Consider the following 23,058-nt stretch of genomic DNA (forward strand, 5'->3'; position numbering starts at 1 on the left):
AATCAATATAAAATTTGTTTTCGCCTTTTGGTTGGAGGAATATAATCTATAGAATTAATGATTTGATTATCTATTCTTTCTTTTCCAGTTTCTATGGCTTGAATACAACTTAATTCTAAGATTTTAGAAATTTCTCCAATTAATCCGTCACTTTTATTTAAGATGTTATCTGCTATCGAATTTTCAATTAAGTTAGATTCCTTTTTTAAAGGTAGTATCTTTTCAAAACTTAGCAACAACCGTTTATATTCGGTATCATTAGTCCATCGAGGTAAAATTTTAGGTTCAAAACGATTTGATAATTGGGGGTCGGTTTGAATAGCATTAAATGCATCTTTTGTACCCGCACAAACAATTGGTATTTGAAGTTCATTAGATAGAAATTTTATAACATTTAAAAAGGTTCTTTGTTTTCTGCTAGAACCAGCTAAAACGTGATGTATTTCGTCAATCATTAATATTTTAGTTTCCATTCGTTTTAGTAAATGTAAAACCCTTTGTTGTCTAGAATCTATTTTTTCAGTAGTTTTAGAAGGAGCAAACAAACTGTCAAGAATGATATTATAGAATCTTTTTTCATCAGGCTCAGGTGGAGCTTGAACATACAGAACTGGGTTTATGACTTGCAAATCACTTTCTCTAACATAAGCTTCATTTCGTTCATCATATTTTCTTAGGATTGCAGTTTTGCCGTTGTTTGATTCGCCAATTAGGAGAAGATTTGGCATTCTGTAGACTTTAGGGTAGTTTTTTAAATCGTCTAGTTTTTTAAAAATACTTATAGATTGTGTGTAACCAATCCAACTAAATTTTTTTGTGTTAGCAATTCTTTCTTCTGGTGAAGAGTTTATTACTATTTCTCTTGTTTTGTCGTTTAAATGGTTCATTATTCTATGTCTTCAAAAGGTTCGATTATAATTTCATTTTTAATAGAATCAACAATTATTTTATTTGGACTCAAAACTTTTTCTGTTTGTGGTATGATTTCCCTTCGGTCTTTTCTTTTTTCTTTTTTTGTAAGAGATACAGCAGTTCGTTCAATTTCTTCTAATTCTCGATAGGCGGAGAATATGGCATCCTCATTAATAATTCCTATATTATTCTTTTTTAACTTTCTAATAATATCGCGATGTTCCCAAATTGACATAGGAGGGAAGGAGGTGTTTTTATATGGAATTTCAAAATATTCTTTTAAAAATGGGTCAAAAAAATACACAATACTAATATCTCTAGGATCTGTTCTGAAGATATATTTTATTTTGTTACCTTTTTCATCTTTTGAATTAATGTATGACCTCAATACATCATCATAGTAATATATGTGATTGAGCACGATGCCATATTCCTGAATGGTTCTTTCTACAAAGGGCATGAAATCAAGCCTTACTTTCCGTTCATTAAAAATTCTAGGAGGTATTCCTTTACCAATGGTTGTATTATCACCTAAAATACCTTTCTTAAATTTATTTATTGGGGTCTCATTTATTGAGGAGTGGATTCTTTTGTGATAGATCTTTGTGATATAAATAGTTAGCCATCTTTCGAACTCTTCTAAAGTAAAAGAGGCATTTTTTTTAGAATCATAATTATCACGATCTTTGATTGATGAAAAAGTAGTTCCAGGTAGGTCATGGATTTCTTTTGAAAAAGTACCTAATGTTCTTTCGATGTGTCCTCCAAAATGCGGTGTAGCAATTGGTCTAAAATTTAAATCAATTCCATATTCTTGAGTTGCTTTTCTAAGCATATTTCCATGAAATTCCTTAGCATTGTCAACATGTATAGAATCCATTATTCCCCAACAATCCCAATCAGTATTTACATCTATTGATTCCAACCAATTTTCTTTTGGTAAAATACTATGGCATATGCACATTCCTACACTTAGAGAGCTTGGAGGATCGAAGGATAAATAAAATCCAAGTATGGCTCTAGAATAGATATCTATAGCCAGAGTAAGATAGGGTCTATGATATGGCTGTCGAAAATGATTATCAACTAGGATTATATCGACAGGTGTATGGTCGATTTGTACAACTGAAAGAGGATAATTTGCACCAGGGAAATTCCCTTTTATTGGTTCGAAAATTTCTCGAGCAGCCTTATTTCCATAGCGTTTTCTAATTCTTTCTTCTTCTGAAATATTTTTAATTCTATTCCTTATTGTATTAGAATGAGGAGCTTTAATTCCCATGTCCTTACAAGCCATTTCAATTTCGCGAATGGTTTTTATGATTGAATGTCTTGAATTGGATAAGTAAACAGAATGTAATTTGTCATTTATAATATTATCTAAAATTTTAGGAAGTTTACTTTTTCCAACATTAACTCCTTTGTTTTTCCCTACCAAAGAAGAGACTAATCCAGATTCAGTATATTCTTTTACCCATCGATATAAAGTTGCTATACTAATGTGATTTTGAGAAGCAACATTTTTTACCAAGTCAACATTCCGTCTTTCCAAAAGAATTGGTTTTATAATTTCAAATCTCTTTAATGCCTTTTGCCATTTATCTTCAGATAAATTTTGTATATCATGATAATTTCTAATTGAATTAAATGGACTAATTGAATTATTTGTTACAGTATGAATTATGTTTGTGAAAATTTCCTCGATAGATACTGTATTGATATCTATAATTTTTATAATGATGCACTCTTTTTCTTTAAAGATTACCTTCTCACCAATATTAATTAATAATCTATCCATTTTATTTAACCCAAATTAAGGTGTTCATACTGAGTTTTTTATCATTATCGAAAGTTATTGAATAATTTGCGATAAGATACCATAATAGATACAAAAGTTCTGCTTGTTTTGATTCATCATTTGCCATATCCTTTATTAACTTTGCAGGAGTTGAATTATTTAACTCTTCCAGTCTATTTCGTATCATTGTAATTTCATCAAAATTTAAATCAAATTTAGGATATCGATAATAGTTTAAAAACTTCGCATTCCAACCTAGTGGTGTTCGAATTAAATGTTCATTATATATTTTGAAAGTGATATTATTTTTAGTACAAAAAAGTTCAGCTGCTTTAAACTTTGTAGATAATTCATTATGTTTTTCTTCTAGCTCCTGAGCATATTTAACTTCAACTAATTCTTTTGTACCATCCCAATATTCAACAAAAAAGTCAGGAACATAGTATTTCTCGATATTTTTATCGAGATAATTAATTTTTATAGGTTGTTCATAGTATCTTTTCACTTCGAGATTATATTCTAAAAGGTATATAAAATCTCTTTCTAAAGAAGATTCAAATTCTATGTGCTCATTGTTTTTAATACTACATATATGACCCGTTACTGAAAAATTGTTAGGTAAAATTTTTCTTATTCTTTTGAAACTTGTTATCATCTTCCATTGTATTATTATGTTAATATTTTTTTATGCAATCGATATTCTCATCTAATGATGTAAAAACATAAGAGATTTAATGCTTTATTCTCATATATGGGGGTAATTCACAGAGGAGGAAGTTATCCTCAGCCCGGAGAAATTTCGATGGCTCATAATGGTGTTTTGTTTTTAGACGAATTACCGGAGTTTAAGCGCGATGTTCTTGAAGTGATGCGCCAACCGCTGGAAGATCGGGAAGTGACCATTTCACGTGCTAAATTCACCGTAACTTATCCTTCTTCGTTTATGCTCGTGGCGAGTATGAATCCAAGTCCGAGTGGTTTTTTTAACGACCCTGCTATGCCCAATACTTCTTCACCACACGAGATGCAGCGTTATTTGAGCAAAATATCAGGACCGTTGCTGGATCGGATTGACATTCATATCGAAGTGACTCCGGTTCCTTTTGAAAAACTGGCCGATGATAGAAAAGCCGAGAGCAGTGTTGAAATCCGCAAACGGGTTACAGCCGCAAGAGAAATTCAAACCAAACGTTTTGAAACCATCGAAAACGTACATTACAATGCACAAATGAGCAGTAAACTCATTCGGGAGTTTTGTATTCTTGACCATCCGTCAAAAGAATTGCTTAAAACGGCAATGGAACGATTGAATCTGTCTGCGAGAGCCTACGACAGAATTCTGAATAATAAACTTTTTAGTATATAGTTCATTAACGGAGTGTGTTTTGTTGTGTAAATTTTTGTTTAAGAAGAACTTATGTTTTTTATGTGCGTTTTGTGAGAATATATTTTCGATTGATATGATTTATATTTCTTAAATTCACCTAGAAACGTAATTTAAACTTTAAGAAATGGAGAAATGTAAAATTTACGACCGCGATTTTAAAGTGAATGCAGTAAAATTGGCACTTGAAAAGAATCGTTTTAGAGCCGCAAAAGAACTTGGTATTCCAACTACGAACATCTATAGATGGCAAGCTGAACTTCAAAAATATGATAAGGATAGCTTTTGTGGAAGAGGTCATTTTAGAGACCCCGAACAAAAAAGAGCTTCTATATGGGAAAGAAACCCCGAGCAAAAAAGGCTTGCAATACTTAAAATGACACTCACAAAAAAGCTACAAAAAGTAGAACGTCAAGTTGAAATTTTTAAGAATGCAAGAAAATATATCCTGAAAGGAAAACCAATGATTTTTTATTTTATTGAAAACAATTTAGATAAATATTCAATTTGTGGTATGTGTGAAGTTTTAGGTATAAGAGAGACTACATATTATCAATGGAGAGATAAAATGGTTTCTCCAAGAAAGCGTGAGACAATCTTATTAGAAGAAGAAATAATGTCTATATTTTACGAATACAAAGAGAGATATGGTAATATCAAAATTTCAACAGAATTGAGAAGTCGAGGTATTAGATTATCACCTCCCTCGGTAACTCGCTACATGAATAGACTAGGTCTTGTCAGTAAGCTTAGCACTAGACATAAAGTGAAATCTGGTTCTATTTTTGTTCCTCATAACCCTTGTATTTTTCCTAATGTTCTAAATCGTCAGTTTAAAGCTGACGAACCGTCACAGATTTGGGTATCGGGAATAACAAGCTTAGAAACATCAGAAGGAATGTTGTTTCTAACAATTATTATCGATTTATTTGATAGAAAAATTATTGGATGGAATTTGAGTACAGGTCTGACAATAAAGGAAACTTCGATGCCGGCTTGGGAAATTGCTGTTCAGAATCGTACGACAAAGAAGGGATTGATATTTCATTCTGATAGATCACCTCAATACGCTAATAAGATTTTTACTCGTAAATTAAACTCATATAAACATATTAAACGAAGTATGAGTGAAACAGCGAATCATTTGGACAATCCTATGCCTAAAAGTTTTTTTACTTCCTTTAAATCTGAACTAACATATTTGAATATTCTTATGACTAAAAAACAAATGGAAGAAAAAATATCTGAATATTTTGAAAACAGGCTCTAAAAATGTTAAAGTAGAAATATTATAAACTTTATGTTATGAAAAATTATGATCGTGCTTTTAAAGTAAATGCAGTCAAATTAAGCTATGAGAGAGGTAAAGGACAAATTGCAAGTATTGAAAGGGAGTTAGGAATAACTGCAAGTTGTTTGTATCGATGGCGACAAGACTTTGAAAAATTTGGAACAGGAAGTTTTTGCGGAACCGGCTACTTAAAATTAACTCCTGAACAGAAAACAATTACTAACCTTGAGAAAAAAATTAAAAATTCAGAACTTACACTTGAGATTTTAAAAAGTGGAAGTAAATATGTTGCTCAAGGAAAGGTAATGACGAAAGAGTTCATTGAAAACAATAAACATAAATTTTCAATTCTAAAAATGTGCAACTCATTAGAAGTATCTAGAACGACCTATTATTTAAGAAAGAAACAAGAACTTTCAGGCACAGAAATCCGAATAAATTTATTAAAAGAGCAAATTACAGCTATATTTTATGAATTTAAGCAAACATATGGAGGTCCAAAAATTGCTAAAGAACTTGAAAAGAGAGGATATATATTATGTAGTTCACAAGTAAATATTTATATGAAAGCATTAGGACTACGTAGAAAAGCCAAAAGAAAATTTAAAGCTACAACTGATTCATTTCATAATCATTATGTGTCTTCAAATGTTTTAAATAGAGAGTTTAAAGTTACTGACCCTTCCCAAGTTTGGGTTTCAGACATTACATATTTACAGACAAAGAGAGGCTTTCTATATCTTACCATTATTATAGATTTATTTGATAGAAAAATAATAGGATGGAGTTTAAGTGATACAATGGGCACAAAAACGACAACTTTACCAGCTTGGGAAATGGCAGTTAGCAATAGGAAAATTGATAAAGCGTTAATTTTCCATTCCGATAGAGGTTCTCAATATGCTAATAAAGTTTTCACAAAAACTTTAGACTCTTATAATTGCGTCAGACGCAGTATGAGTCGTAGAGATAATCATACTGATAATGCTGTTTGTGAAAGTTTTTTCAGTTGTTTTAAAAGAGAATTAATTAATAAGAACAAACTTCTGCCGAGAAAACAGATGATAGCAGAAATATACGAATATATTGAAAATTGGTATAATAAAAAGAGGAGGCATTCATATTTAGGCTATAGGAAAATCGAAGAATTTGATAGAATTAATAATTTACTCTGATTTTTTGAGTTGTTTTAAAGCGATATTAAGTGTAAAGAAGTAACAATGTTGTCTTTTATTAGATAATGGCTAAAAAGCACTTAAATATAATCTTTCTCATGCTTCAATATTTTTTCCTGTCTAATTGAAAAATGGTATTTGCATTACTCTTCTAAATCAATAAAATAAAACTACTTTTTATAACGGGTAAAGAGTCTGATAGTTACAATTAACTTTTTAATATGTAGCACATTTTTGAGATTGACACTCTAAAAATTCCTTTAGTTAGTACTAAGTTTATTAGATAAATTATTGATTTAATATACTAAAAACTCGATTTTTGTTTCAAAAAAAAATAGAATAGCTCTGTAAAAGTACCTTTTTTGAAGCTTATTGATTAATACTCAAATTGTACATCGCAGTTAATAATTTTTAAGGACACATAATGAATAATATATATTCATATAAAATATATATAAAAAAAAAAAAATAAAAAAAAAAATAATAAATAATAATAAAAATCGCATGCTTAGTATTAATGAAGAATTTCAATATTTTAATGAAAAAGATTGTAACTATAAAGAATTTTTGAATTGTCAAAAATTATTAAAAGACATTAATACTCTTACAGTGCCAAAACGTTCAGTTAGATTGTTAAGTGCAAAGAAAATTGAAAAAAGATTGCTAAAAATTAGTTCAGATAAGCTTTTGGCTGTAGAATATTGTTTGGTTTTCTTGTCGAATCTCGTACATATAGAATTTATCAGTAATAATGAGAAGTGGAAATCGTTGTCTAGTAAGGTTTTGAGAGAGCAGATTCCAGGATCTGATGGGACTTATAAAAAGGTTATAGAATTTTTACTTGACCCAATATTTTCATTTAGTCCTTTGATAGAAGTTAAACTAAACGACAGAGAGACTGAAACATACGAAGTAGGGGCAAGGTCAAAGCAGTATAGACTCTCTAGCTTGTTTTTTAGTAATAAAGTTGAAATATATAAAATATCAAATTCTTATCATAAGAAAAAAAGATTAGATATCTATCTCACAAAAATAATAGAATCGAAGAATAATTTGATTGTAACAAATCTTTTGAATATATATCCCAAGTTAACCCTTCCTGTAGAAAACGAAATATTAGCAGAGGCTAAAAGGTTAGTAAAGATGAAATACAGGAATGGCAAGGGGAAAAAATTGACAATTTTAAATGGGAGAAAGAAGACCGATCTAGTGGATCAGCAACGAATTTATTTAGAAGACAGTTTAAAATTGTTTAGATATTTAACTGAGAATGGATTTAAATATCCCTCAATATCTGGAGAAAGATCTGGGGGGAGGGTGTATGATTCAATAAATATGATGCCTAGATTTATTCGTAACCTTATTAAAATTGATAATGAGAAAACTATTGATATTGATTTCAAATGTTTACATCCAAATTTAGCTGTAAGGTTATATGGAGGTACCAAAAAATATATTACTCATGAGCTGATAAAGGATAAGTTAGAAATGGAGTTAAATATTGTAAAGGAAGAGCATTTAAGTTTTTTTAATAAAAAGACTCAACAGATGAAACAAAGTGTATTATATTCTTATTATAAAACAAATGAGCCAACGATGTTAAAAAATATTATAGCTGACAAGAATAAAAATAATTACAAAATTACGAGTCAAAAAATGTTTGATTTAGAAGTCAAAATAATGACCGAATGTATTAACAGATTAAACAAGGTAGGAATAGACGTTTTGTACGTCTTTGATGCTCTTTTGGTTAAATGTAGCAATCAAAAAGCTGTCGAATATACAATGAATCAGGTCGTTTCTGAAATGGGAATTTATACTAATGTTGGTTAAAAAAATAGTCTTTATTTTGTAAGTGTTTGGTTTTGAAAGTCTTGATTTTATATTGCTTTTTATAGAAATAGTGGTTAATACAGGTTTGTCAAGCAATGATCTATTAATTGTTTTATATATCAAATTTGAGTAAAAAACTGTTATAGGGAATTTTTTAAAATACAAATCAATTGCTTGAATTAGAATGAAAAAATTTGATATTTCTTAATTATTTTTTATTGTTTGGTCTAGTATGTTGTAAGATTTTAGATTTTACCTTTTTTTAGGCTCTTTCCTAGTTTCGGTTCTATTTTGTAGTCCTCAAGAAAAGATCCGGAAAGACTTTTTTAATTCGCTTTTTATTGGTAAAAATATTACAAAAAATATTTTTTTGTAAGTATTATTTGTAATATATTTGAAGGGATCAGTTTGTTTATTGCCTGATTAACAAGTGACAATAGGAATAGGAATATGAATTAAGCAACACTCAAAATTAATTATGTTATTAACCGATAATCATTTAACTGTTGTGGTGGGGATAGACATCCACTTTACTACTTTACCACCATTCAATCCTTTTCATCCTTATATAGGTATTGTTATTGATCCTGCTGATTACATTCCTTTTTTAGGCACTTCGGTACATGTAAATGGTTTTAAACGTGGGAATTCTGATACAGGAGGAATAATCATTCCACTACAGCATATTCCGCTTTTTACGCCACCTTGGCTAATGATGCCTATTATTGGGCATGAGAGTATGAACTTCTTTGCTTCGCAAACGGTATTTTCAGACGGTACGCGAATGAGTCCTAAAGGACATATGCTGATGACTTGCAATGATATTGGGATTCCACTCTCGATGTCATTGGGGAAAACCAAAGTGGGCAAAAAAATGTTACCGTTTGCTCCAACGCTTTTTGCCCCAACCTCATTTTCATTGCCTATCCCAACAGGAAAACCTGTGATGGTTGGCGGACCTTATCCGCCCGATTGGGGCGGTATGCTTACCGGATTGGTTGCCAGTATTGGTTTTAGCACGTTATTGAAGAAAACGAGAGGTCTTATTAAAAAAATCAATACGAGTGGTAAATGCCCAGCAGGTCTCAAAAGAATCCTGTGTAGATTTGGCTTTGAACCTATAAACTTAATTAATGGTGCTGTAATTTATGAAGGGAGCGATTTTGATATTGCCAGTCCAATTTCTTTAAACTGGCAACGTACTTGGTACTCCGATTCTAATTATGTAGGCTGGTTGGGTCATGGTGTACATTGTGTATACGACAGAGCAGTAGAGTTATACCCTGAAGACGATGCGGTAGGACTTCGTATGGAGGATGGAAGATTGGTTGTTTTTCCTACTCTCATGCCTGAAGAAGAATTTTATCTCCGTGAAGAAAAAACAACTCTGAAAAGGACTGAAGGCGGTTATCAGGCATACGATCATACAAACAAACTGTTTTATGATTTCACACTTTTTGATGGCAAGAAATACCAGCTCACTCAGATTACCAATCATGCGGGACTTTCTATCATTTTTGAATTTAAAGGATATATCCTGAACAGAATCATTGATTCAGCAGGCAGAGCCATCAAAGTAAGTACGAAGGAAGGACTTATTCAAAAGTTAGAACTCGTTAGCCCTGAGCAGGACGAACTTTTGGTAGCGTATGAATACGATCAGGAGGGTAACATAAGTGCCATTATTGATGCACTTCAAAAGCCAACCACCATTGAATATGAAAACCATTTGATGGTCAAAAAAACAGATCGTAACGGTCAGACTTTTTATTGGGAGTACGACACCCAAAACCGTTGTACCCACACTTGGGGTGATGGCGGTTGGCAGGAAGGTTGGGTGGACTATCATACGGAAGAAGGCTATAACTTAGTTACTGACGCCAACGGAGCTGTAACCACCTATTATTACGAGCCAAGTCAGTTGGTCACACAGGTAAAAGATCCTATGGGTAACAGTACTTTTTATGACTACACAGAGTTTATGGAACTCTATCGCGAGATTGATCCCGAAGGACGCATCTTGGGCTTTAATTATGATGAAAGAGGAAACAAAACCAGTACAGTTTACCCCGATGGTACAGAAGAAATCATGATTTATGATGAGGAGAATCGTCCATCAATTGCCATAGATCCCGAAGGCAATAAAACGGTCTATCTGTACAAAGAAGATAGGGAGGATCAGCTCAAAACAATTATTGCTCCTGATAAAACTACTACCCATTTTAGTTATCATGATAACGGATTATTAGCGACAGTTGCCAAAAACAACAACAAACTAGAACTGATTTATGACGATCAATTCAACCTTATTGAGTGGCGTGAGAATAGCGAAAAGTTAAAGTCATGGGAGTATGACTATCGTGGGCGCGTACAGGCGATCTACACTCCGATGCAAATGGCTGATTACTTTAGTTATGATGCACTGGATCGGGTAAGACAGATTGTAGAGAAAGACAGTAATGTCATACAGTTCACCTACAACAACTATGACGAAGTAATAGCCCTAAAAGACAATAAAAATAGTATTAAGTTCAGTTATACCCCAATGGGAAGCCTTGCTACTCGAGAGCAGAATGGCGTAAAAGTGCGTTTTGATTACGACAAGATGGAGCAATTGAAAGGCATCAAAAACGAAGACAATGAAGTCTACTATTTTGATAGAAATAAAGCAGGACATATAATAAAAGAAGTAGCTTTTGATGGTATGGTGAAAAAGTACCAGCGTAATTTGGCAGGTGAAGTGACCGGAATAGATCATGGCAACGGAAAATTTACAGAATACGAACAAGATGCACTGGGACGCATTACCAGAGTGGATTATCACGACGGTACTTGGGAAACGTACAGTTACAACAAAAATGGACAGCTCATTGAAGCTACCAACCAAAACGTAAGCATTTATTTTGAACGAGATGCTATAGGGCGTATCATACAAGAAACTCAAAAACAACAGCTCGATGCCACCCAAAATGGCATAACGCTCTTATCAACCTATAACGCTTTAGGACAACGTATCAATATCAGCACCAGTCTTGGAGCCGATATTAATACCCATTACAACCAAAAAGGACAGCTGGAGCGAATAGAAGCCCAAAGCAACGAACTTAAAGAACAGCATCAGAAATGGGAAACCACACTGAAACGAGATGAATTAGGACGTGAAATAGAGCGATTTGCCACAGGGGGACTGCACATTAAAACCAGTTACAACAACAGCGGAAAACAAAAAGAGCAGGAAGTATTTACGAATGGCAAACGTACCGGATCACGTTTTTACAATTGGGACACCAACCAGCAATTGCGCAGTGTTGTAAACCAAATGAATTCAAGTATTACCTACTTTGACTATGATGACTTTGGCAATTTAGCTAAAAGCTATAATGGCACTGAAGAGCTCTATAAAACTCCGGATGCAGTAGGTAACTTATACAAAACTCCCGATCGTAGTGATCGTAAATACGGTAAAGGCGGTAAACTGCTACAGGACGAAAAGTACCATTACAGATACGATGAGCTCGGTAATTTGATACACAAAAGCACAAGAAAAATCAATGAGGAGCTAAAGTTTGAAAAACCAACTAACTGGATCGACAAACTGGCGGGCAACAAAACCGAAGAAACAATATTACAGAAGGAACATCAAAAATGGCAGAACGGAGATACCACTTATAGCTGGTTGGCGAATGGAATGCTGGAAAGCGTAACCAATCCTGATGGAAAAACAGTACAATTTGAGTACGATGCTTTGGGCAGACGTACTGCAAAAATTGCAAACCAAAAAATAAATCGCTATGTTTGGGATCGAGACGTTCTTATCCATGAATGGGAATACGATGTAAAAGATCGCCCTAAATTAATAGCCGCTGAGGATGATTTAGTCTATGATAAAACGGAATCAATTGAAAACCTTATAACTTGGGTATATCAAGGTGGTTCTTTTGTTCCATGTGCTAAGATTGTTGGAGAAGAAAAGTTTTCAATTATTAACGATTATGTTGATCGCCCAGTACAAGCTTACAATAATACAGGTGAATTAGTTTGGGAGGCAGAGTATGATATTTATGGGGATTTATTCAATCTAACAGGCGATAGAAATTTTATTCCATTTAGACAGTTAGGGCAGTATGAAGATGTAGAAACAGGACTATACTATAACCGCTTTCGATACTATAATCCTGAGACCGGATTGTATTTATCTCAGGACCCGATTGGAATTGAAGGAAATAATCCAAATTTCTATGCGTATGTATTCAATTCAAATTTTGAATTTGATTTGTTTGGACTGGATTGTCAGGTTCATCACTTAATACCTCAGGCAGTTTACAAACAGTTTAAAAAAGACTTTAAGAAAATAAAAGGTTATTCTCAAGCTGTAAACCACAGATTAGCGAAAAACAGGAATAATTTAATTGATTTAGATACTCCTTTTCATGGAAATCATCCAAAGTATAATGAGTATGTAACAAGTAAGTTGGAAGATTTAAAATTGCAACAAAAATTTGATTTAGATAATATATCAAAGTTGCAAAATCATTTAAGGGATAAAATTGCGGAAGCACAAAAATCAGGGTTAAATCTAAATGATTTTTTTGCTAATCTATAATAGTAAAAGAAGTATGTATAAGAACATTAGAACAGAATCAGATCCTAAAATTATAGGAGTCAATAATGGTGTTTATCAAGTAGAATTGAATGATAGAAAGTCATTCGTAAACAAAGAAGAAAAAAAAAATTATGAAAATTATTTTGATGGAAATTTCAATTCATTTTCAATAGATAATTTTAAAAACATTGAAAAAAACAAAGTTACCATATTAACGTATTTTCCATTAAAAAAAGCAAAAGAAACTGATTTTGTAAGTTTTTCGCCAAACGAAATGGGTTTGAATTTTATAATTTCTCAAAAAGTTCTTGATATATTTGAGAGTTTTAATTTATGTGAATTTATAAAGATACCAACTAAAATTGAGGGGTTTAAAAATAATTTCTATACAATTGGTTTTCCCATTACTAATTATGATTTTTTAGATTTTCCAGAATCTTTTTTTTTAGATTCTTTGGGAAATCGAAATTTAATTGAATCATATGAAGAATATGATGTAAAGAGATATGATATAAAAGTAAAGAAGTTAAAATTAAGAAGAAAAACTAGTAGTAATATTATTTATAGTCAAATTAAAGGTTTGTTTTTTTCAAACGAATTGGTAGAAAAGTTAAGACAAGAAGATGTAGTAGGATTTCAGATTTGTGATACAGAACTTGACTTCTAATCGGTGTGCATATTTTGTTCATAAAGACATAGAAAGAGAAAGTTGATAAATAATAAAACGATAAAACGCGATATGCTATTCGCGGGTTTTATCGTTTTATGAAAGAACACTTTTTTAGTTTTATAATTTTATAGGTGAGTATTAGTTAGATTGTAAAGGATGTTTCATTATCTAAATTTTGAATATCTCTCATGTATTCAATTATTTTTATCAAAAGTTACATTGTGTTCTTCCCCATTGAGTATGTCTTTTAATAGTAAATAAACAAAAAGGCGTATCTATTTTAGAGTATGCCATATCGTAAATACAATTTTAATCAAAATCTAAGCAGTTTTACTGAGTTTAAAACGTGTCAAAAATAACTACTCTAAAAACGATACAGTTAAAGGGATTTCTTTATCTTTGTTTCAACAAAGGTGAAGATTATGAAAACTGCAAAATATATTAGAGTTAGTACAACAGAGCAAAGCATTGATAGACAATTAACGGTTAATTATAAACAATATATTGACAAGTGTAGTGGTTCGATTCCGTTCAATGAACGTCCTACTGCTATAAAGTTATTAAATGATATTGCTGACAAAAAGATTGATGCCTTAGTCGTTCATTCCATAGATAGACTAGGAAGAAATGCTTTTGATATTCAAACGACCTTAAATTTATTAAGCACTCTTAACATAAATGTATATGTAGAAAACATTGGTCTGTATTCTATGATTGAGAACAAACCCAATTCTATATTTAAGATGATTACTGATGTTTTAAGCAACGTTGCAGAAATGGAAAGAACATCATTACTAGAAAGACAAAAGAAGGTATTTTAATTGCGAAAGCAAAAGGAACATACAAAGGTAGACAGTTAAATACTGTCGAAACACCTCAACAATTCCTCGCAAAATACAATCAATCACATTTAGAATTAATCAAAGACAAAAATTACTCAATTAGAAAACTCGCATCTATTACAAATTTATCAAACAATACAATCGTTAAGATTAAGAAAATATTAGGCAAAGTTGAATAACAAAGAATAAGTTAATAAATTACGATTTAAAAATACAATTTATGGACATTAGTAATCATATCACAAACAATAAAAATTGGTGGTTCAAAATTTTATTATCCTCTTTTATTATTAGCTTCATTTTTCCGGTTATACTATATAAAGATAAATCATCAACTTACAACGTCATTACTAACAGTTTTGGTTCAATTGTTGGAGGTTTAGTATTCTTTGCCCTTGTATATTTAATTACCCGATTGTTTAAGAAAAGACTTAGTGATAATCAAATTAAAACTGTTCTACTCATAAGTTTTAGCTTTTGGTGGATTCTTCAAATACTGAATCACTATAATTTCAAAATAGCTTTATAATAATGCGGATATCATGTCATAAATACCATTATCTAAAAACTATAAAATGGGAAAAAACTATGTTATTGCAGTCACAATATTATTTTTCAGTTTATCAACTGGAATAAGAGCTCAATCAGTAACTGTTACTAAAGTTTTGCATTATCTTGAAATTCAAAATCAAAATCAAATTGAAAAAGATTTAATAAAACTTGGCTTTAAGTTCAATAATAAAAGGAGCGAACCAAATATGACGGAATATTCATATTACAAAACAGATAATTATGGTTTGCAAAAAATAAGTATCTTCAATAATGATGAGCTTTTAAGTATCGTTTACAGCCCTGTGTCAGATTTTTATTTATCCTTGAAGGAAATAATGCTGATAAACGTGGATTTTACTTACGCATATACTAATAAGGAGACAAAATTCTATGAAAACGGTAATATGAGAATAGGAATAAATGATAAATATGAAACAGTATCGTTCTTTGTAAAATTAAACAAATAAAATCATTTTTTACATGGATAAATCACATTATTATTCGGATTCCTTTCTATTTAAGTTTACAATTTAAGAAAAATTAGAATGACAAATTCAAATAACGACTCATTTGAAAATCTATTTAGTTTTGTTACTAAATCAATAAAGGAAAGAGAAAGAATAAAAAAGGAATATTTAAAAAATGAGCCAGAAAAATATAGTATTTTTAGATTAAATTCTGACACCTTACTTTTAAGTATTGCTAAGCATCTTGAAGAAGAAAGTAAATCCTCAAATGAAACCTTAACTTATCAATACAATTTATTATACTCATTTATTAGAACTTATTTTGTTATTAGTGACCTAATTTTTAAATCTGATTTAATTGAAGCACATATATTAATTAGAAAACAAATGGAAACTTTAACACGTCTTCATGAACTAGATAAAAAACCTATAGCTAAATTATTAAAGAAAACTCCAAATGTTTTAAATCTTTTTGGTAATGCAGGAAAACCATTATATCCAATATTATCAGAAATTGCACATTTTTCTTCAATAGAAGTAGGGAATTTCATAAGTTTCAAAACTGCAGAAGGAAAAATTGAACCAAGCTTATTTCCCTTTTACAATAAAGCTAGTTTGTATTGCTATGAAAAACATGCATTCATTTCATTATATTTTATGTACTGGTTAAAGGAATTCGTTAAAAAGACTAATATTGAAAGTTATAAGCTTTCTGACAATGAATCAAAATTTGATGAGATTGTTGAAATGGCTTTTGAATGCAAAATAGTAAAATAAAATATTTGAATTTGAAATCAGAACTGACGAAAGCCCCGAAACAGCCTAAAAGACTTTTAAGCTCTTCAGCTACAATTATAATTAGGGATGTTTATTAGGATCTATAACCCTGAGTTTGTAAGTTCAACGCCCTGTCTACAAATGAAAAGCCACTCTTTATAGAGTGGCTTTATTTACGATTGAGGTATCTTCTTAATATTACTAGTTTGATTGGTCATTAAAGAGTTTTTTAGTCTGTTTTTTAGTTAAATACATTCCTAATGAAACTATATTGTTTTTTGATATTGCAATATATAGAGACTTGGTTCCCATAGATTTTTTAAAGTTTGCATGAACTGCAGTTCCTTCTTTAGTTTGAAAAATAAATCCTTCATTATCTTTATATTCATCTTTATTAAAGCGATTTTTAACCTCGCTATAAAAAGAATCTATCTCTTCTGGGGTCAATATAAATTTAGCTTGAACATTTAAAATTTGATATTTAGAATCTTGAAATATAAATGAAGTATAATTATCATACCAGTTAGCTTCTATAAGTGTAGCTCCCATTATTGATGCTTTTGTAATCAATTTTGGTTCTAATGTTTTATTGTCAATAATTTGAGCATCAACTAAAGATGTGTATAATAAGGTAACAAATAGTAATAATAATTTTTTCATTTTTTTTTTGATTTAGTTAATATTTAGTGATTTAAATTTTAAGTATTTAAATGTCTTACATCATAGTTTATATCGCAAGTTGACATATGTGTTTACTTCCGAGACAAATATATAAAGTATTATTGACAATCATGTCAACAGAGTCAATAAAAAAAATCAATTTTTTCGTTAAGCAATTCGGAATCAATTTGAAGGAAATCAGACAATCAAAAAATATGACCCAGCTCGATCTAGCAACTGCGATGAATGATTTGAGTTCTGAGTCGTTTATTGATAAGACAACAATTTCTAGAATTGAAAATGGGCGAACAAATATAACCTTAACTACTTCTATAAAACTTTCTTTAGCACTTGAAGTAGATTTAAAGGTACTTTTTGATTTTAAATTATAAGATTAAAAGTAGATGTTAAATATTTAAATAGTTCTAATTAAAGACATTTTCAACAGGTTCTTTAATATTGACTAATTCTATAGTGCTATAAGAAAAGCTTTCAATGTTAATTGGGGGAATTATTAGACAGATAGTCATCAACCATCATTTCTAAATCTTCATCGCTAATAGGATGTCGTGAAGGAAGTTCTTCATTAAGATATCTTTCATTTAATGGTTTTCTTGCTTCCCAGCCGAGTTTGATCGGATTGGGTTTGTTGAGGTCGTATTCTTGCCATCCAAATATGTTTATTAGAACTCGCTTTTTATCTATAATGACGTAATTAATAATTTCTTTAATTTCATTTTTAAATAATTCAAGATCTTCACTAAAATATTGAATATCTATTTCTAGTGCATTTTCAGCCGTTTTAATGACATCTCTGAGTTTGTTGTTAGTTCTGTTGTATTCTTCTATTTTGGTGGCTATTTCGGCTTTAATTTCGTTGTATTCTTCATTTGTGAATTCCGAATCAAGATACAGATCTCTTACTTTTTTTTGTCTGTTTTTAAGTTTTTCAACTTCCCTACTATTTAAATCAATTTTAGCCTTAAAAGCTAATATTTGTAGTTTGAAGTTTTCACGAATTTGTTCCTCTTTTGTTTTCTGTGCGTGTTTTATTACTGCTTTACGTATCATTCTAAATAACCAAGGTCTATTAATTGAATTTTTACATTTTTCATCTTTACAGATAAAACAATTAATTCCTCCTTGTACTATTACTTTTTGATGCATTACATTGCCACAGACACAAGTGATTTTTCCATGAATGATATTAGTATGTACATATGTTCTACTTCCAAATTTGCTTCTAGTATCGATAGAATCATTTGCTTTTTGCCATAATTCTCCCGAAACAATTGCCGGAACATTGAGATCCAGATTATTATATTTTCTTTCCCCCTTATGGAAGGTATTTCTTATTATGCCACTGAGTGTTCCAATAGCTATTTTTCGCCCAAATTCAGATTCAATCAATGCGGATATATTTCGCATACCAAGGTCTTTTGATGCAAGTTCGAATATCTTTCTAATCATTGGCGCTTCTGTCTCATCAATTACAGGGGTACCATCTTCTCCTTTTTTATATCCAATAATTTTTCCACCAAAAGCTAAATTTTTTTTTGCTCTTGACATTTTTCCCGAACTTATTCTTGAACCAAGTAATCGTCCTTCATTAGATGACATTACACCCAGCATAGAAATCATCATTTCCGAAGCAAAGGATCTTTTGCCGTAATCGTCAAGAGTTGATACATTTAAATCTTTGATGTGAATATTAATTCCTTTTTCTATATACTCCTCAACTATATTTTGGATATCATTATTTTTTCGCCCAAGCCTAGAAATTTCTAAAACTAAAATATTTTTAACATCTTGGTTTAGTTCAAGGTATTTTTTCATTTGATTAAATCCAATTCTCTCGTCAGATTTTGTTTTTGTACCACTTATTTTGTCTTCAAATATTTTTACCAGAGTTAAGTTTTTTTTAGAAGCAAAACTTTCAATATCATCATACTGTCTTTCTAGAGATTGTTCTTGAGTACTCACTCTGAGATATGCAACTGCTTTCATTTACACGAAATTTTTCTGTAAAAGTATAAAAGAATATTGAACTATATGTTATAATTAATTATTAAAGTAGCCCGAACTATCAGTGATTTGGATCATTCCGAAAATATTATTTCATCTCATATTGCCGAAGCCATTCAGTACAGAAGTCTGGATCGAGACGGCTGGCTGGGCTAAAAATTTTAAATTTTTGGTTTGAAATTTTAATATGATGTGGTGAAAACTTAACTCAATTCTATAAAATCCTCAATATGAATTTCACCTAAAAAATGTACATCATGTGAAACCACAATTAAAGTTCCCTGATACTCATTTATAGCTGAAGTCAGAATTTTGATATTTTGAATATCAAGATTATTTGTTGGCTCATCCAGAATAATCACATCAGGAGCCTCACTGTTGATGGTTAAACAGCAAAGCATCAGGCGCATTTTTTCACCTCCGCTTAAAGCGAAACAAGGTTTGCTCCAGTCATTTTTTGAAAACAGAAACTTATTCAGCTTCATTTTTATATCGTGTTCCTGTAAACCGGAAGCATTAAATTTTTGGGCTTGTTCATAAACCGAAATTTGATTTTCAATAAGTGAATAATCCTGATCAATGTAAATTAATTTAGAATTGGCTTTGTAGACATTTCCTGTTTTGGGTTGCAATTCGCCCATGATTATTTTTATCAAAGTCGTTTTTCCGGAGCCATTTAAACCTTTCAGGGCGATACGCTGCCCGCTTACGATTTGAAAATCAAGTTGATTTTTCCACAGCAATTGATCATCATAACTGTGATTAATTTCAGATGCTTTGAAAAGTATTTTTCCTTTATGAAGATTTGTTTTATCAAAACCAAATTTTATTTGATCAATATCCGGTAATGTTGATCGCAATTCCTGTAGATCCTTAGAAATACCTCCAATTTTTTCAGTATGAACACCTTTTGTTCTGGCCGTACTGTTTTCGGCATTGTTTCGCAAAGTATTCATCATAATTCTTGAAACTCCGGCTTTTTTCTGCTTCTTTTCACCACGGGAATCCAGTTTGTTTTGGCGTTCCAATGTTTCGCGTTCTTTTTCTTTTGCTTTGCGTAAAGCCTTCTCTTTGCTTTGAATATCGTGATTTAAAGCATTGTTTTCAATCTGTTTTTGTTCAGTATAAAAATCGTAATTACCACCATAAACTGTAATTCCATGTCCTGATAATTCAAACACAGAATGTAGCAAATTCAATAATTTCCGATCGTGACTTACTACAATCAAAGTTGAAGAGGTATTTTTTATGAATTCATATAATAATTCTCTTCCTGAAATATCCAAATGATTACTCGGTTCATCGAGTAAAATCAGTTTTGGTTCATGAATTGAAATTCCGGCCAGGAAAACTTTTGTTTTTTGTCCGCCACTCAATGTTTCAAGTTTTTGGTTCCAGTCTAAATCTTGTAGCTGCCAGTATTGCAATGCTTCATTGCAACGCTCTTCAATTGTCCAGTCGTCGTTTAAAATGTTGAGATTTTCTTCGGAAACCTTTCCGTTAAGAATTTCGTGCAAGGCATTCAGTTTATTTTCAACCTGAAGAGCTTGAGCAATCGTAAATTGATTAAACTGTCCGAAAATTTGAGGCAGATAGAAGGGTTTCGAATCTGTTTTTATTATACCGTCTGCAGGTTCTAATTCGCTTGCAATAATTTTTAGTAATGTTGATTTTCCAACACCGTTGTTACCAATTAAAGCAATTTTTTCGTGATGGTTAACTGTAAAAGTAATTTTATCAAACAACAGATCTTTGTTTGAATGTAAGTATGAGATATTCTGTAAAATAACCATAATTTCTTTCTTTAGGGAATAAACAAATGGGCAAGCCATTTTATAGCTTACCTTAAAATTGTCCGAAAGAAATTTTTATTCACATTGAGATGCTGCGGTTTATTTATTGCTGCAAAGATACAAAAAATAGTTTTTAAGATTTGAATTTCAACTTATTCAAATTTTAAACTGGCATTTTTAGACATTAAATAGGAAGTAAGTTTTTTAATTTTTCCTTTTTCCATTTCAAAAACATCACAGAAAACGGCATCCAGTTTATGACCATTTTTCATATTTCCCTGTACGGCACCTTCGGCAATAACGATGTCATTTTCTTCGATCATCTTGATAATCTGAATCGTGGGACTGCCTGTAAAATTGTCGTTTTCAATTTCTTTATCAAAAGCTTCTTTTCCTGCGTGCTGATAAATTCCGGGCATTTCCCAAATCACATCATTAGTAAGGCAATCTAAAATTCGTTTATGATCGCTTACCATAAAAGCTTCCATATATTCGGTTACGGTTTGTTTATTAGGTGTCATGTCTTAAAGGTTATGATGTTAAAACTGATTTTTGAACGACTATATTTAGGTGTAGTATAAAATTACTGTTTTTTAGAAACATTCCAAAAGCTGATTTTTCGTCTCGTTACAAAACCTAGTTTTTCATATAGGCCAATGGCACCAACATTATTTTCAACAACATGTAAAAAAGGAGTTTTACTTTCGTCTAAGATGCTATTGACAACATGCGAAATCAATTGTTTGGCATAACCTTTTCCGGTGTGATCGGGATGTGTGATAATAGCACTCACTTCTGTAAAGTCATTCATTTTCATACGTTCACCTGCGACAGCTATCAATTGGGCTTCTTTAAATATTCCATAATAATTGCCCAATAAAGGAGTTTTGGTTTTAAAATATCCCGGCTGTACCAAATTAACCAGTTGTAATAATTCGGGATTATGACTTTCAGTAAGTTTGACAATTTCAGTATCGATCGCAAGTTGAATTTTGTCCTGGATAATCATTTGCAGACAAATCAATTCTTTGATGATTATCAAAGAATCGTCTATTTCAGGTTTTTCACCCACTATAAAAAAAGAATTCGTTAACAACCCATATTGTTCTGTGGCCGTTAAAGTGCTTTCCGATACTATAAAACTTCCAAAAGGACAATAATCCGGATTGTAAAATTTAGTACCAGCATACTCAAGGGCTAATTCGGAATGGTTTTCGGATAATGCATACCAAACCGGATTATCTAGTTTATGGTCTTCTTTATTTGTCATTATTTTAAAAGAATAATTTTTTAGGATCGTACTATATTCGACTTTTATTATTTCTCTTTTATAGGATAGAAAAATCGAAATGAATTCGATGCTGCCGGATGTAAAATCGTACCGTGATTTTCAAGCGGGAAATAATCGAAATACACTTTTATATTTTTGCTTTTTGAAGCTTTAATTTTTTCAGTTAGTAAATTAGCATCGACTTCCATCACTCTCGGGATTTCTGTTGGTGTAAGCCCTTCTTTACCAACTGCAATATAAATATCGGTCTGCTGACTGAAATTTTCCTGCAAAATGGCGCTGTCAAGATTGAGTATGGAACCATTATTCCACCAAATGCTTGGGCTTACAATAACATATTTATTAAAAAGCGTTGGTTTTGTTAATAGAATTTCAGTTCCCAGTAATCCTCCCAATGATTGTCCCATAAGGGTTTTAGAGTTATTGGCGTTGTATTTTTTTTCGATAAAAGGCTGTAATTCTTTTTCAATAAAAGAAATGAATTTATCAGAATGACCCGAAGTTGGAAACCTTTTTTGATCTTTTTCGATAGTTGTCGGGAATGTAAAATCTCTTCTTCTGTCGACAGTGGCAATTCCCACAACAATTGATTTAGGAACCTGATTGATCCATTCGAAACTATTAAACTGCACCAGACCGGCGATATGAATAAAATCTTCATCAGCCGAACCGTCCAATAAATAAATTACGGGATATTTTGTTGCCTCTTCGGCTTTGTAACCTTCCGGAAGATAAATATTCAGAATCCTTTTTTCTCCTAATTCCTTCGATTGAATTTCATCGATAACTCCTAATACAAATGGCTTTGCGGTTTCTTTTGGTTTGGTTTTATTGGTTTGGCAAAAGATAAAAGTGGTAGAAAGGAATAAAAAGACAAGGGAAAATAATTTGTTCATTTTTGCAGTATTTAGTAACAATGGGGTAAAATATTATGATGTGAAACAGGAAAATTATATAGAACTAAAATACAAATTTTTGACATTCT

The 23,058-nt window shown here is 31.2% G+C and carries 19 protein-coding genes and 2 pseudogenes; 12 read left to right on the forward strand and 9 right to left on the reverse strand.

The window, feature by feature from the left end:
- Positions 1 to 2: 2 nt before the first annotated feature.
- The 3 genes from ACAM30_RS14100 to ACAM30_RS14110 are packed head-to-tail and all read right to left on the reverse strand — an operon-like array spanning position 3 to position 3,365.
- Positions 3 to 887, reverse strand: a complete 885-nt coding sequence (locus ACAM30_RS14100) for a TniB family NTP-binding protein (protein ID WP_369615243.1) — start codon at positions 885 to 887, stop codon at positions 3 to 5.
- The gene (locus tag ACAM30_RS14105; RefSeq protein ID WP_369615244.1) at positions 887 to 2,710 is read right to left on the reverse strand and encodes a Mu transposase C-terminal domain-containing protein; all 1,824 of its coding nucleotides are present in this window, start codon (positions 2,708 to 2,710) and stop codon (positions 887 to 889) included. Before ACAM30_RS14105 ends, ACAM30_RS14100 begins: the two co-directional genes overlap by 1 nt.
- A 1-nt stretch (position 2,711) precedes the next feature.
- On the reverse strand, positions 2,712 to 3,365 hold the full coding sequence (locus ACAM30_RS14110) for a TnsA endonuclease N-terminal domain-containing protein (protein WP_369615245.1): 654 nt from the start codon (positions 3,363 to 3,365) through the stop codon (positions 2,712 to 2,714).
- Between the two features lie 114 nt (positions 3,366 to 3,479).
- On the opposite strand from ACAM30_RS14110, the pseudogene ACAM30_RS14115 reads away from it, so the two are divergent.
- The 10 genes and pseudogenes from ACAM30_RS14115 to ACAM30_RS14160 form a co-directional block, all read left to right on the forward strand.
- Positions 3,480 to 4,052: pseudogene (locus ACAM30_RS14115) on the forward strand (ATP-binding protein); the annotation flags it as partial.
- 169 nt (positions 4,053 to 4,221) lie between these two features.
- The gene (locus tag ACAM30_RS14120) at positions 4,222 to 5,364 is read left to right on the forward strand and encodes an IS3 family transposase (protein WP_369615246.1); all 1,143 of its coding nucleotides are present in this window, start codon (positions 4,222 to 4,224) and stop codon (positions 5,362 to 5,364) included.
- Positions 5,365 to 5,399: 35 nt separating this feature from the next.
- On the forward strand, positions 5,400 to 6,560 hold the full coding sequence (locus ACAM30_RS14125) for an IS3 family transposase (protein ID WP_369615247.1): 1,161 nt from the start codon (positions 5,400 to 5,402) through the stop codon (positions 6,558 to 6,560).
- A 504-nt stretch (positions 6,561 to 7,064) separates the two neighbouring features.
- On the forward strand, positions 7,065 to 8,393 hold the full coding sequence (locus ACAM30_RS14130) for a hypothetical protein (protein WP_369615248.1): 1,329 nt from the start codon (positions 7,065 to 7,067) through the stop codon (positions 8,391 to 8,393).
- 478 nt (positions 8,394 to 8,871) lie between these two features.
- Positions 8,872 to 12,996 carry a DUF6531 domain-containing protein gene (locus ACAM30_RS14135; protein WP_369615249.1) on the forward strand — a complete coding sequence of 1,375 codons (4,125 nt, stop codon included), beginning with the start codon at positions 8,872 to 8,874 and terminating at the stop codon, positions 12,994 to 12,996.
- A gap of 13 nt (positions 12,997 to 13,009) precedes the next feature.
- The gene (locus ACAM30_RS14140) at positions 13,010 to 13,663 is read left to right on the forward strand and encodes a hypothetical protein (RefSeq protein WP_369615250.1); all 654 of its coding nucleotides are present in this window, start codon (positions 13,010 to 13,012) and stop codon (positions 13,661 to 13,663) included.
- Between the two features lie 425 nt (positions 13,664 to 14,088).
- Positions 14,089 to 14,487: a recombinase family protein gene (locus ACAM30_RS14145; protein WP_369615251.1), complete on the forward strand. Its 399-nt coding sequence runs from the start codon at positions 14,089 to 14,091 to the stop codon at positions 14,485 to 14,487.
- Positions 14,488 to 14,728: 241 nt separating this feature from the next.
- Positions 14,729 to 15,037 (forward strand): hypothetical protein, encoded by a 309-nt coding sequence (locus tag ACAM30_RS14150; RefSeq protein WP_369615252.1) that lies wholly within the window; start codon positions 14,729 to 14,731, stop codon positions 15,035 to 15,037.
- A gap of 46 nt (positions 15,038 to 15,083) precedes the next feature.
- Complete coding sequence (locus tag ACAM30_RS14155) at positions 15,084 to 15,527, forward strand: hypothetical protein (protein ID WP_369615253.1); 444 nt, start codon at positions 15,084 to 15,086, stop codon at positions 15,525 to 15,527.
- Between the two features lie 78 nt (positions 15,528 to 15,605).
- A complete protein-coding gene (locus tag ACAM30_RS14160; RefSeq protein ID WP_369615254.1) occupies positions 15,606 to 16,304 on the forward strand; it encodes a hypothetical protein in 699 nt (232 codons plus the stop codon).
- A gap of 201 nt (positions 16,305 to 16,505) precedes the next feature.
- On the opposite strand, the gene ACAM30_RS14165 is transcribed toward ACAM30_RS14160, so the two are convergent.
- The gene (locus tag ACAM30_RS14165; RefSeq protein WP_369615255.1) at positions 16,506 to 16,964 is read right to left on the reverse strand and encodes a hypothetical protein; all 459 of its coding nucleotides are present in this window, start codon (positions 16,962 to 16,964) and stop codon (positions 16,506 to 16,508) included.
- 131 nt (positions 16,965 to 17,095) lie between these two features.
- Between ACAM30_RS14165 and ACAM30_RS14170 the strand changes: the two genes are divergently transcribed.
- On the forward strand, positions 17,096 to 17,356 hold the full coding sequence (locus ACAM30_RS14170; protein WP_369615256.1) for a helix-turn-helix domain-containing protein: 261 nt from the start codon (positions 17,096 to 17,098) through the stop codon (positions 17,354 to 17,356).
- Positions 17,357 to 17,462: 106 nt separating this feature from the next.
- On the opposite strand, the gene ACAM30_RS14175 is transcribed toward ACAM30_RS14170, so the two are convergent.
- Positions 17,463 to 18,971, reverse strand: a complete 1,509-nt coding sequence (locus ACAM30_RS14175; RefSeq protein ID WP_369615257.1) for a recombinase family protein — start codon at positions 18,969 to 18,971, stop codon at positions 17,463 to 17,465.
- Between the two features lie 63 nt (positions 18,972 to 19,034).
- On the opposite strand from ACAM30_RS14175, the pseudogene ACAM30_RS14180 reads away from it, so the two are divergent.
- Positions 19,035 to 19,145, forward strand: a pseudogene (locus ACAM30_RS14180) (ATP-binding protein); the annotation flags it as partial.
- Between the two features lie 47 nt (positions 19,146 to 19,192).
- Here ACAM30_RS14180 and ACAM30_RS14185 read toward each other — a convergent pair.
- The 4 genes from ACAM30_RS14185 to ACAM30_RS14200 all read right to left on the reverse strand — a co-directional run bounded on the left by ACAM30_RS14185 (position 19,193) and on the right by ACAM30_RS14200 (position 22,969).
- The gene (locus ACAM30_RS14185; RefSeq protein ID WP_369615258.1) at positions 19,193 to 20,782 is read right to left on the reverse strand and encodes an ABC-F family ATP-binding cassette domain-containing protein; all 1,590 of its coding nucleotides are present in this window, start codon (positions 20,780 to 20,782) and stop codon (positions 19,193 to 19,195) included.
- A 152-nt stretch (positions 20,783 to 20,934) separates the two neighbouring features.
- A complete protein-coding gene (locus ACAM30_RS14190) occupies positions 20,935 to 21,303 on the reverse strand; it encodes a nuclear transport factor 2 family protein (protein ID WP_369615259.1) in 369 nt (122 codons plus the stop codon).
- Positions 21,304 to 21,365: 62 nt separating this feature from the next.
- Entirely contained in the window at positions 21,366 to 22,052 is a 687-nt protein-coding gene (locus tag ACAM30_RS14195) for a GNAT family N-acetyltransferase (protein ID WP_369615260.1), read from the reverse strand.
- 47 nt (positions 22,053 to 22,099) lie between these two features.
- On the reverse strand, positions 22,100 to 22,969 hold the full coding sequence (locus tag ACAM30_RS14200; protein WP_369615261.1) for an alpha/beta hydrolase: 870 nt from the start codon (positions 22,967 to 22,969) through the stop codon (positions 22,100 to 22,102).
- Positions 22,970 to 23,058: the final 89 nt, after the last annotated feature.

Source organism: Flavobacterium sp. CFS9 (assembly GCF_041154745.1).
Taxonomy (GTDB): Bacteria; Bacteroidota; Bacteroidia; order Flavobacteriales; family Flavobacteriaceae; genus Flavobacterium.

Coding starts and splice junctions, on each gene's coding strand:
- ACAM30_RS14100 (WP_369615243.1), bottom strand. CDS start 887: ATGAACCATTTAAACGACAAAACAAGAGAAATAGTAATAAACTCTTCA.
- ACAM30_RS14105 (WP_369615244.1), bottom strand. CDS start 2,710: ATGGATAGATTATTAATTAATATTGGTGAGAAGGTAATCTTTAAAGAA.
- ACAM30_RS14110 (WP_369615245.1), bottom strand. CDS start 3,365: ATGATAACAAGTTTCAAAAGAATAAGAAAAATTTTACCTAACAATTTT.
- ACAM30_RS14120 (WP_369615246.1), top strand. CDS start 4,222: ATGGAGAAATGTAAAATTTACGACCGCGATTTTAAAGTGAATGCAGTA.
- ACAM30_RS14125 (WP_369615247.1), top strand. CDS start 5,400: ATGAAAAATTATGATCGTGCTTTTAAAGTAAATGCAGTCAAATTAAGC.
- ACAM30_RS14130 (WP_369615248.1), top strand. CDS start 7,065: ATGCTTAGTATTAATGAAGAATTTCAATATTTTAATGAAAAAGATTGT.
- ACAM30_RS14135 (WP_369615249.1), top strand. CDS start 8,872: ATGTTATTAACCGATAATCATTTAACTGTTGTGGTGGGGATAGACATC.
- ACAM30_RS14140 (WP_369615250.1), top strand. CDS start 13,010: ATGTATAAGAACATTAGAACAGAATCAGATCCTAAAATTATAGGAGTC.
- ACAM30_RS14145 (WP_369615251.1), top strand. CDS start 14,089: ATGAAAACTGCAAAATATATTAGAGTTAGTACAACAGAGCAAAGCATT.
- ACAM30_RS14150 (WP_369615252.1), top strand. CDS start 14,729: ATGGACATTAGTAATCATATCACAAACAATAAAAATTGGTGGTTCAAA.
- ACAM30_RS14155 (WP_369615253.1), top strand. CDS start 15,084: ATGGGAAAAAACTATGTTATTGCAGTCACAATATTATTTTTCAGTTTA.
- ACAM30_RS14160 (WP_369615254.1), top strand. CDS start 15,606: ATGACAAATTCAAATAACGACTCATTTGAAAATCTATTTAGTTTTGTT.
- ACAM30_RS14165 (WP_369615255.1), bottom strand. CDS start 16,964: ATGAAAAAATTATTATTACTATTTGTTACCTTATTATACACATCTTTA.
- ACAM30_RS14170 (WP_369615256.1), top strand. CDS start 17,096: ATGTCAACAGAGTCAATAAAAAAAATCAATTTTTTCGTTAAGCAATTC.
- ACAM30_RS14175 (WP_369615257.1), bottom strand. CDS start 18,971: ATGAAAGCAGTTGCATATCTCAGAGTGAGTACTCAAGAACAATCTCTA.
- ACAM30_RS14185 (WP_369615258.1), bottom strand. CDS start 20,782: ATGGTTATTTTACAGAATATCTCATACTTACATTCAAACAAAGATCTG.
- ACAM30_RS14190 (WP_369615259.1), bottom strand. CDS start 21,303: ATGACACCTAATAAACAAACCGTAACCGAATATATGGAAGCTTTTATG.
- ACAM30_RS14195 (WP_369615260.1), bottom strand. CDS start 22,052: ATGACAAATAAAGAAGACCATAAACTAGATAATCCGGTTTGGTATGCA.
- ACAM30_RS14200 (WP_369615261.1), bottom strand. CDS start 22,969: ATGAACAAATTATTTTCCCTTGTCTTTTTATTCCTTTCTACCACTTTT.